The sequence below is a fragment of the Bacillus sp. VT 712 genome (assembly GCF_001614195.1).
In the GTDB taxonomy this organism is placed as follows: Bacteria; Bacillota; Bacilli; order Bacillales; family Bacillaceae_H; genus Priestia; species Priestia flexa.
In genome coordinates this window covers 34,593-53,688 of record NZ_LWBK01000018.1, presented here as the reverse complement: position 1 = coordinate 53,688, position 19,096 = coordinate 34,593, and the positions used below count along the sequence as shown (strand labels likewise).

The 19,096-nt window shown below is 37.4% G+C and carries 16 protein-coding genes and 1 rRNA gene; all 17 read right to left on the bottom strand.

All coding sequences use genetic code 11. The annotated features are described in order from the left end of the window. Positions 1 to 448 (bottom strand): 16S ribosomal RNA (locus tag A2U94_RS10880); the annotation flags it as partial. 318 nt (positions 449 to 766) lie between these two features. Further along, a complete protein-coding gene (gene pulA, locus A2U94_RS10875; RefSeq protein WP_226372987.1) occupies positions 767 to 3,658 on the bottom strand; it encodes a type I pullulanase in 2,892 nt (963 codons plus the stop codon). 166 nt (positions 3,659 to 3,824) lie between these two features. Beyond that, on the bottom strand, positions 3,825 to 5,309 hold the full coding sequence (lysS, locus tag A2U94_RS10870) for a lysine--tRNA ligase (protein WP_025909854.1): 1,485 nt from the start codon (positions 5,307 to 5,309) through the stop codon (positions 3,825 to 3,827). A gap of 329 nt (positions 5,310 to 5,638) precedes the next feature. Beyond that, positions 5,639 to 6,151, bottom strand: coding sequence for a 2-amino-4-hydroxy-6-hydroxymethyldihydropteridine diphosphokinase (gene folK / locus A2U94_RS10865; protein ID WP_025909853.1), 513 nt, complete (start codon positions 6,149 to 6,151; stop codon positions 5,639 to 5,641). Beyond that, a complete protein-coding gene (gene folB / locus A2U94_RS10860; RefSeq protein WP_025909852.1) occupies positions 6,151 to 6,510 on the bottom strand; it encodes a dihydroneopterin aldolase in 360 nt (119 codons plus the stop codon). Before folB ends, folK begins: the two co-directional genes overlap by 1 nt. After that, a complete protein-coding gene (gene folP, locus A2U94_RS10855) occupies positions 6,503 to 7,357 on the bottom strand; it encodes a dihydropteroate synthase (RefSeq protein ID WP_025909851.1) in 855 nt (284 codons plus the stop codon). The genes folB and folP overlap by 8 nt, the downstream gene beginning before the upstream one ends. Then, positions 7,335 to 8,228, bottom strand: coding sequence for an aminodeoxychorismate lyase (gene pabC, locus A2U94_RS10850; RefSeq protein ID WP_025909850.1), 894 nt, complete (start codon positions 8,226 to 8,228; stop codon positions 7,335 to 7,337). The genes folP and pabC overlap by 23 nt, the downstream gene beginning before the upstream one ends. Positions 8,229 to 8,231: 3 nt before the next feature. Then, positions 8,232 to 8,813, bottom strand: a complete 582-nt coding sequence (gene pabA / locus A2U94_RS10845; RefSeq protein ID WP_025909849.1) for an aminodeoxychorismate/anthranilate synthase component II — start codon at positions 8,811 to 8,813, stop codon at positions 8,232 to 8,234. 6 nt (positions 8,814 to 8,819) lie between these two features. Then, a complete protein-coding gene (locus A2U94_RS10840) occupies positions 8,820 to 10,226 on the bottom strand; it encodes an anthranilate synthase component I family protein (RefSeq protein WP_025909848.1) in 1,407 nt (468 codons plus the stop codon). 147 nt (positions 10,227 to 10,373) lie between these two features. Next, a complete protein-coding gene (gene cysK / locus A2U94_RS10835) occupies positions 10,374 to 11,318 on the bottom strand; it encodes a cysteine synthase A (protein WP_025909847.1) in 945 nt (314 codons plus the stop codon). 201 nt (positions 11,319 to 11,519) lie between these two features. Next, positions 11,520 to 12,398, bottom strand: coding sequence for an Hsp33 family molecular chaperone HslO (hslO, locus tag A2U94_RS10830; RefSeq protein ID WP_025909846.1), 879 nt, complete (start codon positions 12,396 to 12,398; stop codon positions 11,520 to 11,522). 17 nt (positions 12,399 to 12,415) lie between these two features. After that, the gene (locus A2U94_RS10825) at positions 12,416 to 13,183 is read right to left on the bottom strand and encodes a type III pantothenate kinase (protein ID WP_025909845.1); all 768 of its coding nucleotides are present in this window, start codon (positions 13,181 to 13,183) and stop codon (positions 12,416 to 12,418) included. Between the two features lie 157 nt (positions 13,184 to 13,340). Further along, positions 13,341 to 15,254 (bottom strand): ATP-dependent zinc metalloprotease FtsH, encoded by a 1,914-nt coding sequence (gene ftsH, locus A2U94_RS10820; protein WP_025909844.1) that lies wholly within the window; start codon positions 15,252 to 15,254, stop codon positions 13,341 to 13,343. A gap of 93 nt (positions 15,255 to 15,347) precedes the next feature. Then, positions 15,348 to 15,887, bottom strand: coding sequence for a hypoxanthine phosphoribosyltransferase (hpt, locus tag A2U94_RS10815; protein WP_025909843.1), 540 nt, complete (start codon positions 15,885 to 15,887; stop codon positions 15,348 to 15,350). Positions 15,888 to 15,914: 27 nt separating this feature from the next. Further along, positions 15,915 to 17,294: a tRNA lysidine(34) synthetase TilS gene (tilS, locus tag A2U94_RS10810; RefSeq protein ID WP_025909842.1), complete on the bottom strand. Its 1,380-nt coding sequence runs from the start codon at positions 17,292 to 17,294 to the stop codon at positions 15,915 to 15,917. 84 nt (positions 17,295 to 17,378) lie between these two features. Then, entirely contained in the window at positions 17,379 to 18,341 is a 963-nt protein-coding gene (gene prkT, locus A2U94_RS10805) for a serine/threonine protein kinase PrkT (protein ID WP_035320698.1), read from the bottom strand. Then, positions 18,310 to 19,053 (bottom strand): vWA domain-containing protein, encoded by a 744-nt coding sequence (locus A2U94_RS10800; protein ID WP_025909840.1) that lies wholly within the window; start codon positions 19,051 to 19,053, stop codon positions 18,310 to 18,312. Before A2U94_RS10800 ends, prkT begins: the two co-directional genes overlap by 32 nt. Between the last annotated feature and the right edge of the window lie 43 nt (positions 19,054 to 19,096).

Below are 19,096 nucleotides of genomic sequence, written 5' to 3'. Positions count from 1 at the left end.
AACAGAGTTTTACGACCCGAAAGCCTTCATCACTCACGCGGCGTTGCTCCGTCAGACTTTCGTCCATTGCGGAAGATTCCCTACTGCTGCCTCCCGTAGGAGTCTGGGCCGTGTCTCAGTCCCAGTGTGGCCGATCACCCTCTCAGGTCGGCTATGCATCGTTGCCTTGGTGAGCCGTTACCTCACCAACTAGCTAATGCACCGCGGGCCCATCTGTAAGTGATAGCCGAAACCATCTTTCAATTTTCTCTTATGCAAGAGAAAATGTTATCCGGTATTAGCTCCGGTTTCCCGGAGTTATCCCAGTCTTACAGGCAGGTTGCCCACGTGTTACTCACCCGTCCGCCGCTAACGTCATAGAAGCAAGCTTCTAATCAGTTCGCTCGACTTGCATGTATTAGGCACGCCGCCAGCGTTCATCCTGAGCCAGGATCAAACTCTCCGAAGAAATGTTTGACTTGCTCATAAAAGTTTAAAAAATTAACGTTGCGTTTTTCGCTTTGTTCAGTTTTCAAAGTTCAACCGTCGCTCTTAAGCGACTTTTCTATCTTACCAAGTTTCGAACTCAGTGTCAATAGTTTTTTTATTTCCTTTGAGATTCGTTTGTGTCTCTCAAGGACATTTATAAATATAACAGACATATTATCATATAGCAATACCAAAATAATAAGTTTAAATTTTCTAATATCTTCTATTCGTTATATCAGTTGAATAAAAAGGAAAAAGACAGCTTTTAAACTATCTTTTTCTAAGTAATAGTTAAACTTTACTTCCTAAAAGTATTACCTTCTAAAATAAATGTACTAAAAGCCGGTACAGTTACATTATCACTTTTTATTTTCTTTATAGACTTTGTACCAGCTTTTTTTCCATCGACAAGCAGGGATAGATTGCCTTTGCTAGAGACTTTCATTTTTATCTCATTGGAATTGGCATTGTGTATGATAGTTAGTTGATTTTTGTTTTTACCTTCCAATGTATAAGCTACTACATTTTTAGGTGCATTTAAGAATGATAGGTTCTGACGAATCTCAGAGGCAGTTGTCATACGAAATACTGGATACTTTTTACGAATCTCAATTAAACCTTTCATATATTCAACCTCTTGATTAAATGCTAAACGCCGCTCCCAATCTAGTTGATTTACAGAGTCTGGTGATTTGTAGCTATTATGGTCCCCACCTTTAGTTCTCATAAACTCTTGACCAGCATGTATGAAAGACACTCCTTGTGAAGTTAACACCATAGATGAAGCAAGCTTATGCATTTGCTTACGCTCAAGCTCAGTAGCATTTGGATTCGTTAATAGTAGTTTGTCCCATAAAGTATGATTATCATGGGCTTCTACATAAGTTACTACTTGTTCAGGATCTTGATAAGTAGATGTTGAAGAATCGTATTGAAGGCCACCTGCTATACTCTTTTTCATCGTGTCTTCCATACCTTGTTTGCCATTTACAAAGCCGCTATCTTCATCATAAAATACACTACCTTTTAAACCATCACGAATAACATCATTAAAATGCGCTACGCCTGGCATTTTGTTTGCATTCTTCTGGTTTGCTTTTTGGTCAGCAGGTAAAGGCGTATTTAAATCCCAACCCTCTCCTAAAACAATAATACTCGGATCAATTTTATTTAAAGCGTCTCGTACCTCTTTCATGGTTTCTACATCATGAATTCCCATTAAATCAAAGCGAAAACCGTCTAAATTATATTCTGTTGCCCAATATTTTACAGAGTCTACAATAAACTTCCTCATCATTTTACGCTCTGATGCTGTATCGTTTCCAACACCTGTTCCATTAGCTAACGTTCCATCTTCATTATATCGGAAATAGTAACCTGGTACCAACTCATTAAAGTTTGACTCACTTACAGCATACATATGGTTATACACAACATCCATAATTACGCGTAAATTATTTTTGTGCAGTGATTGAACCATCTGCTTCATTTCTTTAATTCTTACTTTAGGTTCATATGGATTTGTAGAATAAGAACCTTCCGGCACATTATAGTTCTTTGGATCATATCCCCAATTGTACTGCGGCTCGTTTAATTTTGTTTCATCCACTGTGCGGTAATCATAGATAGGAATAAACTGCACGTGCGTCACACCTAAATCTTTAATATGATCTAATCCTGTTTTAACTCCACCAGGTCCTCTTGTTCCTTCTTCAGTAATGCCTAAAAACTTACCTTTATTTTTAATTCCACTATTTGGATCAATCGATAAATCCCGTACGTGCAGCTCGTAGATAATAGCATCTTCGCGGTTTTTCAAGAATGGCTTTTTCGCTGGCCACTTCTCTGGGTTTGTGGTTTTTAAATCTACCACTACACCTTTATCTCCGTTTACAGTTACAGCACGTGCATACGGATCAACAGCCTCATTCCACTTATCTCCAATTTTAACTTTATACGTGTAGATTAATCCATCTTGATTTCCTTTTAATTGTGTAGTCCATGTACCTCGCTCTGCTTTTTTCAGTGGAATTTCTGTTCCGCTAGTTGAGTCCCACCTTTTATATGAGACTAGTTTAGCTTCAGTAGCAGTAGGAGCCCATAAGCGAAAAGACGTTTTATCTTTTTTATACGTATTTCCTAAGTCATTTCCATCATAATAAAACATGTCATCAAATTCTTTAGAACGCACTGCTGCTCCAATTTCAACCGTCGCGCTTCCAAACAAGGATTTCGATATCTTATATACCTTTGTTAAATCTAAGTTATTTTTCGTCACAACTCGAACCTTGTTCGTTGTTTTTTCTTCCTTATTTAATGGTATCACTTCCTTAATTTCTACTCCTTCTAATGTAATACCAGAGTTATCTGCCTCTTCTATAGCGAATGGAACGTTTGTTTGAAGCGTAATTTCATTCATTTTATCAATAGTAGCTCCAACAATCTTTGGATTTAAATCAATTTGGCTTGGATCGTAGAATACACGCTCGATTCCTTGAGCAATCCAAATTTCAGCTGATCCATCTTCTTTAAATTTCGTGATATAGCGATTATCTAATTCTTTATTCCCCCATTCGTCTCCATTTATGCTTTGTCGAGCAATAAACCCTACCTTTTGAATACCTTGGGGATCATTCAATTCAAAAGTAGCAACTTTTCCAAAATCATCTTCATCTTTAAACTGAACGGCTTGTCCACTCTTTCCATCTGGCCAGACCCACAAATCCCAGTCTTTATAGTTCTTATCATAACGTGCATAATGAATGGTTACTTTAACGTTCTCATAAGATGGTAAATCACGATACTCTCCATCTGGTGGCTCGTTATATACTGTGTTATCTCCACTTTTTATCCATACTTCCCCTTCACCATTTTGGATATCAACCCAGCGATCTTCCCCATCTTTTTCCCAAGTATCTGTCCGGACAATAAATCCTACCTTTTTGGTGTTTGTAGGAATTTCAATCTCAGCAACTTTTCCAAACGCATCTTCCCCTGTAAAGTCGTACGCTTTCCCTTCCCCGCCTTCAGGCCAAATCCATAGGTTCCAATCTTTTGTGTTATTCGGCGCTTCTTGATAATGAATAATTACTTTCCCTGCATTTGCAAACGTTTGCATAGGGAAGCTCGAAAAAGCGGAGGCAAACATTGCAAAAACGATTAGAACAACAAAACATCGATTAATTTTCATAAAGCCCATCCCCTTTGTTTATAGTCGATAACAAATCTATTATATAAAAACTGAAAACGTTTTCACAATATAAAATTTTTAATTTTCGAAAATTAAATCCAAAAGACCTATTAAAAAAAATAGATAATAATAAATAAAAAAGACAGCCAATTAGCTGTCTTTTTTATTAACGGTGGCGCATTTGCGGGAATAACAGTACATCACGAATAGAAGGAGCGTTTGTTAATAGCATAACTAATCGATCAATACCAATTCCTAAACCACCAGTTGGCGGCATACCATATTCTAACGCTTCAATGAAGTCATCATCCATCTCATGTGCTTCATCGTTACCTTGTTCTTTTTCTTTTAACTGCGCTTCAAAGCGTTCACGCTGATCAATTGGATCGTTTAACTCCGTGAAGGCATTTGCATGCTCTCTTGCTACAATAAATAACTCAAAGCGATCAGTAAAGCGAGGGTCATCCTCATTCTTTTTCGCTAATGGTGAGATTTCTACAGGATGTCCGTAAATGAATGTTGGTTGAATTAATTGCTCTTCTACTTTTTGTTCAAAGAATTCATTTACAATGTGCCCGTATAACATATGCTCTGTAATTTCAACATTGTGTTCTTTTGCAAGAGCACGTGCCTCTTCAACAGATGTTTCTTTCCAGAAATCAACGCCTGTATATTGCTTAATAGCATCTACCATATGAAGTCTTGTCCATTCTGGAGTTAAGTCTACTTCATACTCCCCATACTGGATTTTAGTCGTTCCTAATACTTCCTGAGCAATATGTGCAATTAAGTTTTCAGTTAATGCCATAATATCTTTGTAATCAGCGTATGCTTCATAAAGCTCAATCATTGTAAATTCTGGGTTGTGACGAGTTGATACCCCTTCATTACGGAAGACGCGACCAATTTCGTACACTTTTTCTAAGCCACCAACAATTAATCGTTTTAGGTGTAGCTCAATTGCAATACGCATATAAAGCTCCATATCTAGAGCATTGTGATGAGTAACGAATGGACGAGCCGATGCACCACCAGCAATTGAATGCATCATTGGTGTTTCAACTTCTAAGTAGCCATTATTATCTAAGTAGCGGCGCATTGATTGAATAATACGGCTTCGCAAGATAAATGTTTGTTTACTTTCTGGATTAGTAATTAAATCTAAATAGCGCTGACGATAGCGTTGTTCAATATCTTTTAAGCCGTGATATTTATCCGGTAAAGGACGTAAAGCTTTTGATAATAGCGTGAAGTCTTTTACTTTAATTGATAATTCACCAACTTTTGTTTTAAACAATACGCCTTGTACACCAACATGGTCACCAATATCAACTGTTTTAAAGATTTCGTATTGTTCGTCCCCTACTGAATCTTTACGAACATAAAGTTGAATTTGACCCGTTAAATCTTGAACGTGAGCAAAGCCTGCTTTTCCTTTTCCGCGCTTTGTCATAATACGTCCTGCTAATGAAACTGAAACTTCATTTTCCTCTAAAGCTTCTTTTGTTAGTTCTTCATATGCATCAATTATCTCTTGTGATGTATGTGTACGTTCGAAGCGTTTTCCAAATGGATCCATACCTTGTTCTCGAAGGTTGTTCATTTTTTCACGACGAACGAGAAGTTGATCATTTAATTCTTCATGATTCATTATGTGCTCATCTCCATCGTATTAATAAATTTTCTAAAACAGAAAAAAGGCCAGCTTTTCCACTGGCAATTCCTACGTTTCTTTAAAATTATTATAAATTCAGTCGTTTCTCTATGTCAAATCGCTTTAGACTTACAGTGTGTTCTTGTCTCAAGCTAAAACAACTTGATATAGTAATCCAACTGCCTTAATGCGTAATTATATCGCTTCTTTTCTTTACGCACTTTCGGCCTTATCGAATTCTAAATAATGTTTGGTTATCAATTTCTTATTGTAACGAACTAAGAAAAGCAAGTAAACCTCCTGGCTCTTAAAAACAAAAAACGTTTTTATGGAGCCGTTACATCATATAAGTTACCAATTAATTTAATCCCTTGTTCTGCAGCTAGTCTTTCCGCTAAGTATACTGTCGATGTATCCTCAATAGGTATAATGAGGTCACTAGCAATTTCTGCTAGAGGGACCATTACAAATGCTCTTTCTGTCATCCGAGGGTGAGGAACAATAAGTCTAGAACTATGTATAACCTCTTCATTATACAGAAGAATGTCCAAATCTAACGTACGAGGTCCCCATACAACCTCTCTTTTTCGGTTCTGCTGTAGCTCAATCGCCTGCAAAACATCGAGCAACTCTAGAGAAGAAAGTTCTGTTTTAATTTCGGCTACCATATTTAAGAAAGCGCTTTGGTTAGTATAGCCAACCGGATCCGTCTCATATACGGAAGAAAGATTTTCTAATAAAATGCCTTCATGACTGTCTAGTGATTGAACAGCTTGCTTTAAGTAGTTACTGCGGCTTTTAATATTAGACCCCAGGGCTATAAAAGCTCTATTGTTCATTAGCGGCTCCTTGTAATTTCGACGGCAACCGAATCATAATGACCTTGAATCGGAGGGTCGGGTTTATATACTTTTACGGTACAAGCTTGAATTAGATGATAAGAGGATAAAACCGTTGACGCAATGGTCTCAGCAATAGTTTCAACCAGCTTAAACGTTTCTTTCTCCACAATGTTTTTACAGACTTCGTAGAGCTCTGCATAACTTACAGTTGCTTCTAAATCATCCTCTTGTCCAGCTTTTTTTAAATCTAATTCTACTGTTAAATCTACATTAAAACGTTGACCTAACTTATTTTCCTCAGTAAAAACGCCGTGATAACCATAAAAGCGCATATTATTCACATAAATTTTATCCATTCTCGATTACTCCTTTACCTACTAAAACATCCATCATCTTCGTAAAGCGAGCAATCTCTTTCACATCGTGTACTCTTGTCATATGAATACCTTTAGAAATACCCATTCCAATAGTAGCAGCAGTTCCTTCTATTCGTTCCTTTGGAGGCAAATTAAGGACGTGTCCAATTGTTGACTTTCGAGATGTAGCCAACAACACAGGATAGCCTAGTGCTGTAAACTTATCTACATTTTGAATAGCTTCAATATTTTGCTCTACTGTCTTAGCAAATCCAATCCCTGGGTCTAAAATAATATTCTTATCTTTTACACCAGCACTTTTAACGATTTTTATGCTTTCATATAAATCAGCAATCATATCTGGAATGAGGTTTTGATAATTTTTATTGTCTCTATTATGCATGAGGATGATAGGTACATTATAATCAGCAGCTACTTTTGCCATCTCCGGGTCAGCCTTTGCTCCCCACACGTCATTAATAATGTGTGCACCTGCTTCAATTGCTTGCTTTGCTACCTCAGATTTATACGTATCAATAGAGATAGGTACGTCTAGAGTTCGAGATAATTCTTTGATAACGGGAATTGTACGCTCTAATTCTTCTTCCACACTTACTTTATCGCTTCCTGGACGTGTTGATTCACCACCGATGTCAATGAGGTCTGCGCCATCTATGACCATTTGTTTAGCATGCTCAATTGCTTTATCGATATGGTTAAATGAACCACCATCTGAAAACGAATCTGGGGTTACGTTCAGGATCCCCATAATCAATGTCTTTGTAGAATAATCTAACTTATGGGAACCACAATCGATAAATTGACTATTTACTACCGTTTTTGTCATCTAAGACTTCCTTTCGTACGCCTTCTTTACTCCATAAATGCGAAGTATATTTCTCATATTGTCGCTGTAATGTATAGGTTAGCGTTTGTTCACCCGTTTTAAACTCTTTCTCTCCAATTTTATGGATAGCAAAAATTTCTTGAATTGAATTTGTCATAAAGATTTCTTCGCTCTCAAGAAGCTCTGATAGTGTAAAGAATCCTTCTTTAATAGAAATCCCCTTCACACTTAAAAGCTTACATATAAATTGGCGAGTAATACCGTTTAATATTCCCGTTTCAACAGCAGGAGTAAAGACGGTGTTATCTTTCACAAAGAAAAGGTTTGAAACAATTCCTTCCGCTAAGAACCTTTCCTTTGTTAAAAAAATCCCTTCCTTACTTATATCGTTTCCAACTTCTCTTTTAGCTAAGATATTATTTAAATAATGATGAGATTTCAACCGTTCATTACTTTCGGGAGTATTTCTTTTTGTTTCAAGAATAACCCCCTCTTTTATAAGAGGGGTTTTCTTATCAGGCATAGACTTCATATAAACAATAAGTGATGGACGAGTATATGCTTCTACCTGTAGTCCAATTTCACCTACACCTGCTGATACGTTTAGTCGAACATACGCATTTTGGAGATTATTCTTTTGCAGCAACTCATTAAGAATTATAAGTATATCTTCCTTTGAATATGTCCATTCAATATTTAAAAGCGATAAACCACTTTGTAATCGACTCAGATGATCATCTAATAAAAATGGATGACCATTATAGATTCTCATTGTTTCAAATAAACCCAGGCCATACATATAACCATGATCAAAAGGAGAAATAGTTGCTTTGCTTCTTTCTAAAATCTCTCCGTTTACATAAATGTACAAAGGTTACACGCCCTTTTTCTGATACGTATTAATAAAATTTTGCAGCATTTCTCGACCATATGAAGTCATAATGGATTCAGGGTGAAATTGGACGCCCTCAATTGGCATAGTTTTATGGCGAATAGCCATAATCTCATTTTCATCTGTCCATGCTGACACCTCAAAACAATCAGGCAGAGATCCAGCTTCTACAATTAAAGAATGGTAGCGAGTAGCTGTAAACGGATTGTCCAACCCTTCAAAGATTGTTTTTCCATCATGGTGCATTTCTGACGTCTTACCATGCATAAGCTTATCAGCTCTGATAACATTTCCACCAAATGCTTGACCAATGGACTGATGCCCAAGACAAACGCCAAAAATCGGAATTTGACCAGCAAAATATTTAATTGCTTCTAAGCTAATACCAGCTTCATTTGGGCTACATGGCCCTGGAGAAATCATTAAAAAGTCAGGGTTAAGGTTTTCAATCTCTTCAATTGTAATTTCATCATTACGCTTGACGACTAACTCATGGCCTAGCTCACCTAAATACTGTACTAAATTAAATGTAAATGAATCGTAGTTATCAATCATTAAAATCATCTGTTCTCATCCTCCACTCAACTCTTTTTCACTCTGCTCTTTTGCTTTCCATAAAGCCATAGCCTTTTTCAATGACTCTTTGTACTCATACTTAGGGTTGGAGTCAATAACAACACCAGCTCCCGCCTGTACATGTACTTGACCATCTTGAACGACCATTGTACGAATTGCGATGTTAAGTTCCATCTCGCCGTTATAGCCTATCCAACCAATTGATCCTGTATAGACACCTCTTCGAACGGGCTCTAGTTCTTCAATAATTTCCATTGTCCGAACCTTAGGTGCACCTGTGATGGTTCCTCCTGGGAATACTGCATCTACTACATCTACAATGTCTTTATTGTCAGCAATTTCACCTTTGACATTTGATACGATGTGCATAACATGGGAGTATTTTTCAATCACCATAAACTCATCTACACAAACAGTCCCATACTTACTTACTCTACCTAAGTCATTTCGCTCTAAATCAACAAGCATTACGTGCTCCGCACGCTCTTTCTCATTTTCAATTAACTCTTTAGCCAGTGCACTGTCTTCTTCGTTTGTCTTCCCTCTAGACCGTGTTCCTGCAATTGGTCTTGTACTAAGCTCAACTCCTGATTTTTTAACTAATAACTCTGGTGAGCAACTCACTAAATGAAACTCATCGGTTTGCATATACGACATGTATGGAGAAGGATTAATCTTTCGGACTTGTTCGTAAATATGCATTGGATGTGTATTAAGAGGCTGTGACTGTCTTACAGATAAGTTAACTTGAAACACATCACCTTGTCCAATATATTCCTTTATCCTTTCAACAGCCACACCAAACTCTTCTTCTGACATTGACAAAGTTGTGTGTGTATTAACACTCTTCACTTTCTCATAAACAAGAGTATACTTCGTTTCAGACAACCATTGATTTTTATATGAAGTTAAACGAGCTTTAGCATTCTCTTCATCTGTATGGTTAACCATTATCCATAGCTCTTCTTTATGGTGGTCATATACAAAAACATCATCAAAAATTAAGAAATAAATATCAGGCATCTTTAACGGATCATCTGCTATTGTTGGTACATGTTCTAGATACCTTATGTAATCATAGCTAATATAACCAATGGCCCCGCCTTGAAACGGAGGTAGCTCTTTACGCTGAGGTGTTTGGTACTTCTTCATCCATTTACGCATTAAATGCATTGGATTACCTTTTTCAACACTTCTTCTTCCTTGCTCTATAATATGAAGCTCGTTAGACTCTCCTCGTAAAATAGCGATAGGATTAAGGCCCATAATATGAAAGTTACCGCCTCGCCCACTTTCCAACAATATATGATGCGGCTCATCTACAGATAATTCTTGATACTTACTAAACCATTTATCCTTAGGAATCGAAATCGATTCACCCCATGTCATTCGTTGCTGCATTTGCTCACTCTCCTAAAATGAATCACCTATCCTTATTTTACATGATTTTAGAAAGTTATTCACTAGATGAAAAAAACTACCCCTTTAAGCCACAAAGTTACTATGACTTAAGGGGGTAGCTAAATAAGAATTATTTATCGTAGCTTATCAAGACTGACCTTGTGTTTGCTCTTCGAATTGGAATAATGGTGTACTTAAATAGCGCTCACCGTTACTTGGAATAATGGCTAACACTTTTTTACCTTTTCCTAATTCTTTTGCTACCTTTAATGCTGCAAAAATTGCTGCACCTGAAGAAATTCCGACTAATACACCTTCAGTTTTAGCTACTTTTCGAGCATAGTCAAATGCTTCTTCATTTTTCACAGGAATAACATGGTCATATAGGTCGGTATTTAACACACCTGGTATGAAGTTAGCACCAATTCCTTGAATTTTATGAGGTCCTGGCTGACCACCACTTAAAATTGGTGAGTCAGCTGGTTCTACAGCATAAAGCTTAATCTCTGGGTAAGCTTCTTTCAATACTTCTCCAGCACCCGTAATTGTTCCACCTGTTCCAATCCCAGCTACAAAAGCATCCAGTTGGTCACCGAATTGTTCAACAATTTCTTTACCTGTTGTTTTACGATGCACTTCAGGGTTTGCCTCATTTTGGAACTGTTGAGGAATGAAGTAACCATGTTCTTTTGCTAATTCAGAAGCTTTATTAACAGCTCCTTTCATTCCTTCAGGTCCTGGTGTTAAGACTAACTCTGCGCCGTATGCACGAAGTAGGTTACGACGTTCAATACTCATTGTTTCAGGCATTGTTAAGATTGCGCGATATCCCTTTGCTGCTGCAACCATAGCTAGACCGATACCTGTATTACCACTTGTAGGTTCAATGATTGTGTCGCCAGGCTTTAAAACGCCTTTGGCTTCCGCATCTTCAATCATTGCCAATGCAATGCGATCTTTCACGCTGCTTCCTGGGTTCATAAACTCCAACTTTAAATATACATCTGCCATATCTTCTTCAACTAAACGATTTAATTTAACAATTGGTGTTTGACCAATTAATTCCGTAATTGAATTTGCTACGCGTGCCATATCTCCACTCCTAATCCCGAGTAATTTTATTGAATTTGTATACAATTTATCAGTTATTTTCTAAATTGTCAATCATTTTGTTTTGTGACAATGACTTTTTTTCTATTTTTCTAGACCATTATATCCTTACTGTACCATTTTCAGACCAAACTTCAAAAGAAAAAGACACCGGCTGCATGCGGTGTCTTTTCAGAGACTTATTTATATAGCTTCTTCTTTCATTTCTTTTAGCTCTTCTGCAGGAAAGTGATACATTTCATTACAGAAGTGACATTGCGCTTCAGCTTTGCCATCTTCATCAATCATTGATTGAATTTCATCTTTTCCTAAGCTAATAATTGCATTACCAATGCGCTCTTTAGAACATTGACATTTAAATTCCACAGGCATGGTTTCAAGAATTTTAAGGTTATCTTTTCCTAGAACTTCTTCAAGAATTTCTTCTGGTGTTAATCCACGTTGAATAAGCTTAGAGATAGGTTCAATGGTTTGCAAGCGCTGTTCAATTGCTGAGATTGTCGCTTCATCTGTTCCTGGTAACAGCTGAATAATGAAGCCTCCTGCAGCCAAGATGGTGTTATCAGGGTTTACTAACACACCAACGCCAACTGATGAAGGAACTTGTTCAGATGTTACAAAATAATACGTGAAATCTTCTCCTAATTCACCTGATACAATCGGTACCTGACCATTAAATTGATCTCTCATTCCAACGTCTTTTACGACACTAAGCGTGCCTCCCGTACCTACTGCACGAGCGACATCTAATTTACCGTATTTGTTTAATTCAAAATGTGTTTGTGGATTTGTAACATAACCACGAACTTCCCCTTTGGCATTGCTATCCACAAGGATTGCGCCAATCGGTCCGCCACCTTCGACTTTTATTGTTAACTTCTGCTCTCCCTTTAACATCGCACCCATCATTACACCGGCACTCATCGCACGTCCTAATGCAGCTGAAGCTGTTGGCCATGTATAATGGCGACGCTGCGCTTCACCTACTGCCTCCGTTGTTTTCACAGCGTAGGCACGAACTTGATTATTATAGGCTAAAGCCTTGACTAAGTAGTCACTCATAATAATACTAACTCCTCTTATTCCATATTTTTCGTATAAATAATCTGTAGACCTTTTAGTGTTAAAAACGGATCTACGATGTCAATAATGTCTGACTCTTTTGCGATTAATGTTGCTAAACCACCTGTTGCAATTACTTTAGGATTTACGTTTGATTGCTCTTTCATTCGTGTAACAATACCTTCAACTTGTCCAACATATCCATATAAAATTCCCGCTTGCATCGCAGAAACTGTATTTTTACCTACAATGCTATTCGGCCTAGCAATTTCAATCCTCGGAAGTTTAGATGCCCTAGAATATAGCGCTTCAGTGGAAATATTAATACCAGGTGCGATAGCTCCTCCCATATACTGTTTGTCTTCATCAATGTAACAGTAAGTTGTTGCTGTTCCAAAATCCACAATAATTAATGGGCTGCCATAAAGCTTAATACCTGCTACTGCATTTACGATTCGGTCTGCCCCAACTTCTCTTGGATTTTCATATTTAATATTTAAACCTGTTTTAATACCAGGACCTACTATAAGCGGCTTTAAATGAAAATATTTTTGGCACATACGTTCCAATGCAAACATAATTGGTGGCACTACAGAGGAGATAATAATACCATGAATATCTTTAAAAGATAAACCAACGTGCTCAAGGAGTGCCTTAATTGTCATTCCGTATTCATCTTCTGTTTTATTACGACTCGTTTCAATGCGCCAATGATATTTTAGTTCATCACCATCATATACTCCTAATACAGTATTCGTATTTCCAACGTCTAATACAAAAATCATGTTAATCACCACTTCGCCTTTAATCAATATTTACACTGAAACCATCATACCATAACTAAGAAAAAGGGGTGTACAGTAAAAGAAGCTTTTCCTTTTCCTTACTAAGGTTCGTATAAAAAACAAAAAAAGTAAGATGCTCCTAGGAGCATCTTACTTTTTATTCTTTAGGCTCTTCCTCTTGATCTGGCTTCGATTGAATGTTTACTTTTACATCTTCATCGCTGCTTTTTGGAGAACGATCTGGAAGCGTCCCATGATCAACTAAATGCTTGATTTGCTCAGCATCTAACGTTTCAACTTTTAATAACGTTTGAGCAATAAGTTCTAACTTATCACGATTTTCAGTTAGAATTTGTCTTGCACGCTCGTAGCTATCTTTAATAAAGCGTTGAATTTCTAAGTCAATTTGATGAGCAATTGCGTCACTGTAGTTTTGTTCATTTTGGATGTCACGTCCTAAGAACACTTGGCCACCTTGCGATTGACCAAACTGCATTGGACCTAACTTATCGCTCATACCGTATTCAGTAACCATACGTCTTGCGATACTTGTTGCACGTTGGAAGTCATTATGTGCACCCGTACTTACTTCGCCAAAGATTAATTCCTCAGCAACACGTCCACCTAATAAACCAACAATCTTATCTAAAAGCTCTGGTTTTGTCATGAAATAGCGATCTTCTTTCGGAAGCATTACAGCATAACCACCTGCTTGCCCACGTGGAACAATCGTTACTTTATGTACCATGTCCGCTTCATCTAATACAACACCAATAATTGTGTGACCAGCTTCATGGTACGCGACAATATTGCGTTCTTTTTTAGAGATAACGCGACTCTTTTTAGCTGGTCCCGCAATTACACGGTCCGTTGCTTCATCAATATCGCTCATATCAATCTTTTTCTTATCTTGTCGCGCAGCTACTAAGGCAGCTTCGTTTAATAAGTTTTCTAAGTCGGCTCCTGAGAAGCCTGGTGTACGCATCGCAATGGCATTTAGATTTACATTTTCATCTAAAGGTTTGTTGCGAGCATGTACTTTCAACACTGCTTCACGACCATTTACATCTGGACGATCTACAGTAATCTGACGGTCAAAACGTCCTGGACGTAATAAAGCTGGATCTAAAATATCAGGGCGGTTTGTTGCTGCAATGATAATGATTCCTTCATTAGCACCAAAGCCATCCATTTCAACAAGCAATTGGTTTAGAGTTTGTTCACGCTCATCGTGACCTCCACCTAGACCAGCACCACGTTGACGACCTACAGCATCAATTTCATCGATAAAGATAATACAAGGCGCGTTTTTCTTTGCATTTTCAAACAAGTCACGCACACGTGATGCACCGACACCAACAAACATTTCAACAAAGTCTGAACCACTGATTGAGAAGAAAGGCACGCCTGCTTCACCAGCTACAGCTCTCGCTAATAATGTTTTACCCGTTCCTGGAGGACCTACAAGAAGTACACCTTTTGGAATTCGAGCGCCTAAGTCGGCAAATTTACGAGGGTCTTTCAAGAACTCTACAACCTCAACAAGTTCTTGTTTCTCTTCGTCTGCACCTGCAACATCTTTGAACTTAACTTTCTTCTTTTCTTCACTGTAAAGTTTCGCTTTACTTTTACCAAAGTTCATTACACGGCTACCGCCACCTTGAGCTTGGTTTAGTAAGAAGAAGAAGAGGATGAAGATAATGACAAAAGGTATAATTGATGTAAAGAATGTTACCCAACCACTTGTTTCATCTGCTGGGTCAACCTTCACCTGAATGTCCTTACTATTTGCAGCGGCATTAATACGCTCCAACGCTTGATCACCATCTACAATGTAAGTTTGGAATTTCTGATCTTCATTATAAGATTCTAATTTCCCTTGTACGACATAAACCCCACGTTCAGGCTTCAATGTTAATGATTCAATATCTCCACTTTCCAAGTGTCCTACAAATGTGTCATATCGCATTGCTTCAGTCTTCTGGTTGGAACCACTGAAGAAACTGACCACGCCAATAATGACTAAAAATATAAGTAAATAAAAGATGGTATTACGGAAGATCCGATTCATTTCTTACCTCCTCCCACGATAAACAAATACTGTATTCAATAGTACCATAGAACCTATATCCTATCCAACAAATTGCATTTGCAAATATGCTAATTAATTACTATACACTTCTGGTTTTAAAACACCAATGTAAGGTAGGTTACGATATTTTTCCTGATAATCTAACCCATACCCTACTACGAAAGCATCTGGAACCTCAAATCCAACGTAATCTGCTTTAATATCCGCTTTACGACCCGTTGGTTTGTCTAATAGTGTTACGATTCTAATTGATTTTGCTTTGCGATACTTAAATAACTCTACTAGATAGCTTAGAGTTAATCCGCTATCAATAATATCTTCTAAAATTAAGATGTCTCGACCTTCTACAGAAGTATCTAAATCCTTTAAGATTTTCACTTCACCAGAAGAAACCATTTCTTTACCATAGCTTGATACATCCATAAAATCCATTTCTAAATATGTATCGATGCGTTTAATTAGGTCAGACATAAAAGGCATTGCACCTTTTAATACACCAATTACTAAAGGAAAACGACCTTCATACTCTTCAGTGAGTAGTTGTCCTAAATCCTTTACCTTTGCCTGTATTTGTTCCTCTGAAATTAGAATTTCTTTAATATCATGCTTCATTCCTTGCTTGCCTCCTAGAAGTTTTCCCTACTTATAGTATAAAATAACATATCTTAACTTATGAGTGTGTAATTCATAAGCAGATTTTTTTAATTTTGGCAGCCATAAAATTGTACCATTACTATCTTCTACAACCGGCCACGCATCTCTTTTCTCTAAAGGCACTTTTTCATCAATAAAGATATCCTTTACCTTTTTATGCCCCTTCATGCCTTTTAATTGAATTTTATCTCCTGGCCTTCGCGTCCGAACTCGAATTGGAAACCTAACCTTACTTTCATCTACTAAAAAGATGTCAGTTTCTTTCTTATCATATTTTCCATTATGTATTCTAGCAGTAAGGGAATGACCATTCGGCAGCTGAATGACCCCTGGAATGGGGATATCATATTCATATGCTGGAATAGACTGCGTTAACTCAAAAGTGAACACACAATCGTCATACGAACGAGAAATGGTCAGCTTGTTTGGAAAGTGAAGCACACCAGAAGGTTTATCAGCTTCTAAAAACCTCAATAAATTATTAATATGAACTGAGGAAAGATCTGAAGGGATTTTTTTATAGAGATAGTTTAATATTAGTTGAATCCCACGCCTTTGTAAAGGTTTGCTTATATTAAGGAAAGACCCTCGACTCATTAAAAGATATCCTTGTCTTTGCTGTTTAATTACCTTATTCATCTCTCGAGTTGTTAATTCCTCTAAATAGGCTTGATCTTCATATAAGTTTTCACTAAAAGCTTGAAATTTTTCATGTATATCGTGATACTCATCCTTTAAAAAAGGTAATATATATTGTCTAATGCGATTACGAGTATACGTATCCTTCTCGTTAGTAGGGTCCATTCTAGGATTTAAGTTAAATCTCCTGCAATATAACAAAATTTGTTCTTTTGTAACGGATAAAAAAGGGCGAACGAGAGACCCTGTGGCATAAGGACGCTTTGCCTCCATCCCTCCATACCCTCTCATCGTACTACCACGTGCCAACCTCATGAGTATTGTTTCTACTTGATCATCTCCATGATGAGCTAAAGCTAGTACTTCTGCACGGTACTTATTCATCATCTCTTCAAAGAACGCATACCGACATTCTCTAGCTGCTACCTGAGCAGATACTTTGTGCTTTTTCTGATAAGTTGTTACATCGATACTAACGCCTTCAAATGCAATACCTGCATCTCTACAATAAGCTTGCACATATTCTAAGTCATTTTTAGACTCTGCTCCTCGAAACATATGATCAACGTGTAACGCCACTAAATTTAAACTTCTGTGCACTTGCTCCCTATGTAGAAAATGAAGCAACGCTAAGGAATCTGGACCTCCAGAAACACCCACTAAGACTGTTGCATTAATTGGTAAAAGGTTATGTTTATCAATAAATTCTGTTGTTTCCCTTTCCATTATTCTGTTCATCCTTACGTGATTAAGACTAGTTACCACTATCCCTTTCTCATTTTACGGATATTCCATTAAAAAGTTTCACATTTATAATACTTGAATGAAAAGATATAACAAGTACATAAACATGACGGATGCTCCTAATAAAACGGTTTCTAGGAAATGTGTACGCTTCTTCTTTACTTTAACACGCTTTGGACTATGCTGACGAACCTTTTGATTTCCTGAAGATTTAACCGATTCACCACTCTTGATCCCTTCAATCAAATCTTGCTTCATCTCATGAGCTGTAAGATAGTTGCCATGAATCGATTTATACAAAATCGAACGATGTGCTGACAGAGCATTATGCGTTTTTAATAATCTTTTTAGCTGTTCATTAGGTTTATCAGCTTTGTTTAAACGCTCGCCGATTAATAGCTCGATTATAATCATAGCTACAGCAAACAAATCATATGCTGGTTCTGCTTTTCGAGAGCCAAACCCCCAATATGCTCGGTCATAGTAGTCGGTAAACTCTTTGATAGCTCTCCCTTGCATTGTTGTTCCACCTACATCGATTAAACGAATCTTGACAGGGTGATTGGTAACAACCAAGTTCTCTGGCTTCAAGTCTCCAAAAACCCAACCCGCTTTGTGTAATTCATGTAAATCCCCCAATAGCTGCATGACCAGTACATTTACCCATTCCTTTCCTCTTTTCGCAACGAAAGCTTTTAACGATGTTCCTTTTACATATTCCATTACATAAAAAGAGAGTGCTTGATTACGATAAACCCAGTCATCTACATCGAATAAGAAAGGCCCAAGAGACTTGCCATGGACCTTTGAGAAGTTACGTAATACATTTACTTCAGCCGTTACTGAGTTGTTGTCAAAGCTTAACTTTAGCGCTGCAGTTTCTCCATTTGGTGATTGAACCAAATACACAACTCCAGTTGCACCTGTGCCTAGTTGTTTCATAATGGTGTACTGATTATGATGCCACTTCCCTGTTAATGTTGTACCGGCTGATAAATTACATACCAGATTCTTCATTGTAGTGTTCATCACTTCTTAACATCCCCCTTAAGGAACGTTTCTTCTGAACAAAGTGGTTTGTTGCCGCTTTAATTGCTGGACCAGTAGGTGTAATACCACCAGCTGTTAACTTCGGAAATATAGTAGATAACGATTCTAGCTTTGGATTCCAGTCCATAAGCTTTTCAACATCTTTCTTTTTCCCTGGAAATAAAAATACTGAAAATTGGTTGTACCCAATTCTAGCGTTGAGGCTGAGGGATAAATCTAATAATGCTTCCTTAACAGTTGGAAGCTTCGACTTCATGCTTCCACTCATATCAACTAAAATGAGAATCTCTAAATCAACTGTTTCACCTAACTCGTCAACAACTTCCATAATTTCTCCACGTTTTTCCGGAGGTAAATCTTCCATTTTTGAAGCTGATGCACCCAATATTTGTTGAAGTTCTTTATTTACTACGCCTTGTAACGTTTGAGTCATCGCTTGTCTTGTAACCATTTGAACGGTTTGAGAAAGTTGCTTTACATAAACGATTTGGCTAACTCCTCCACCAGACATAGCAATACCTTCAATTTCGTTTTGACTTTGTTCATCAATCACGTCTTCTTCCATAACTCCTATAACATTCACACTGATGCCTTGTTCCTTTGCTAGTGCTGCCATTGCAATTGGATCTTCTCCTGTATTAGAACCTCCATCTGTAATGACTAACATTTGCTTTAACGTTCCTTTTTTCATAAATAAAATCCCCTCCTCATTATCAGTATTAACATGATAGACG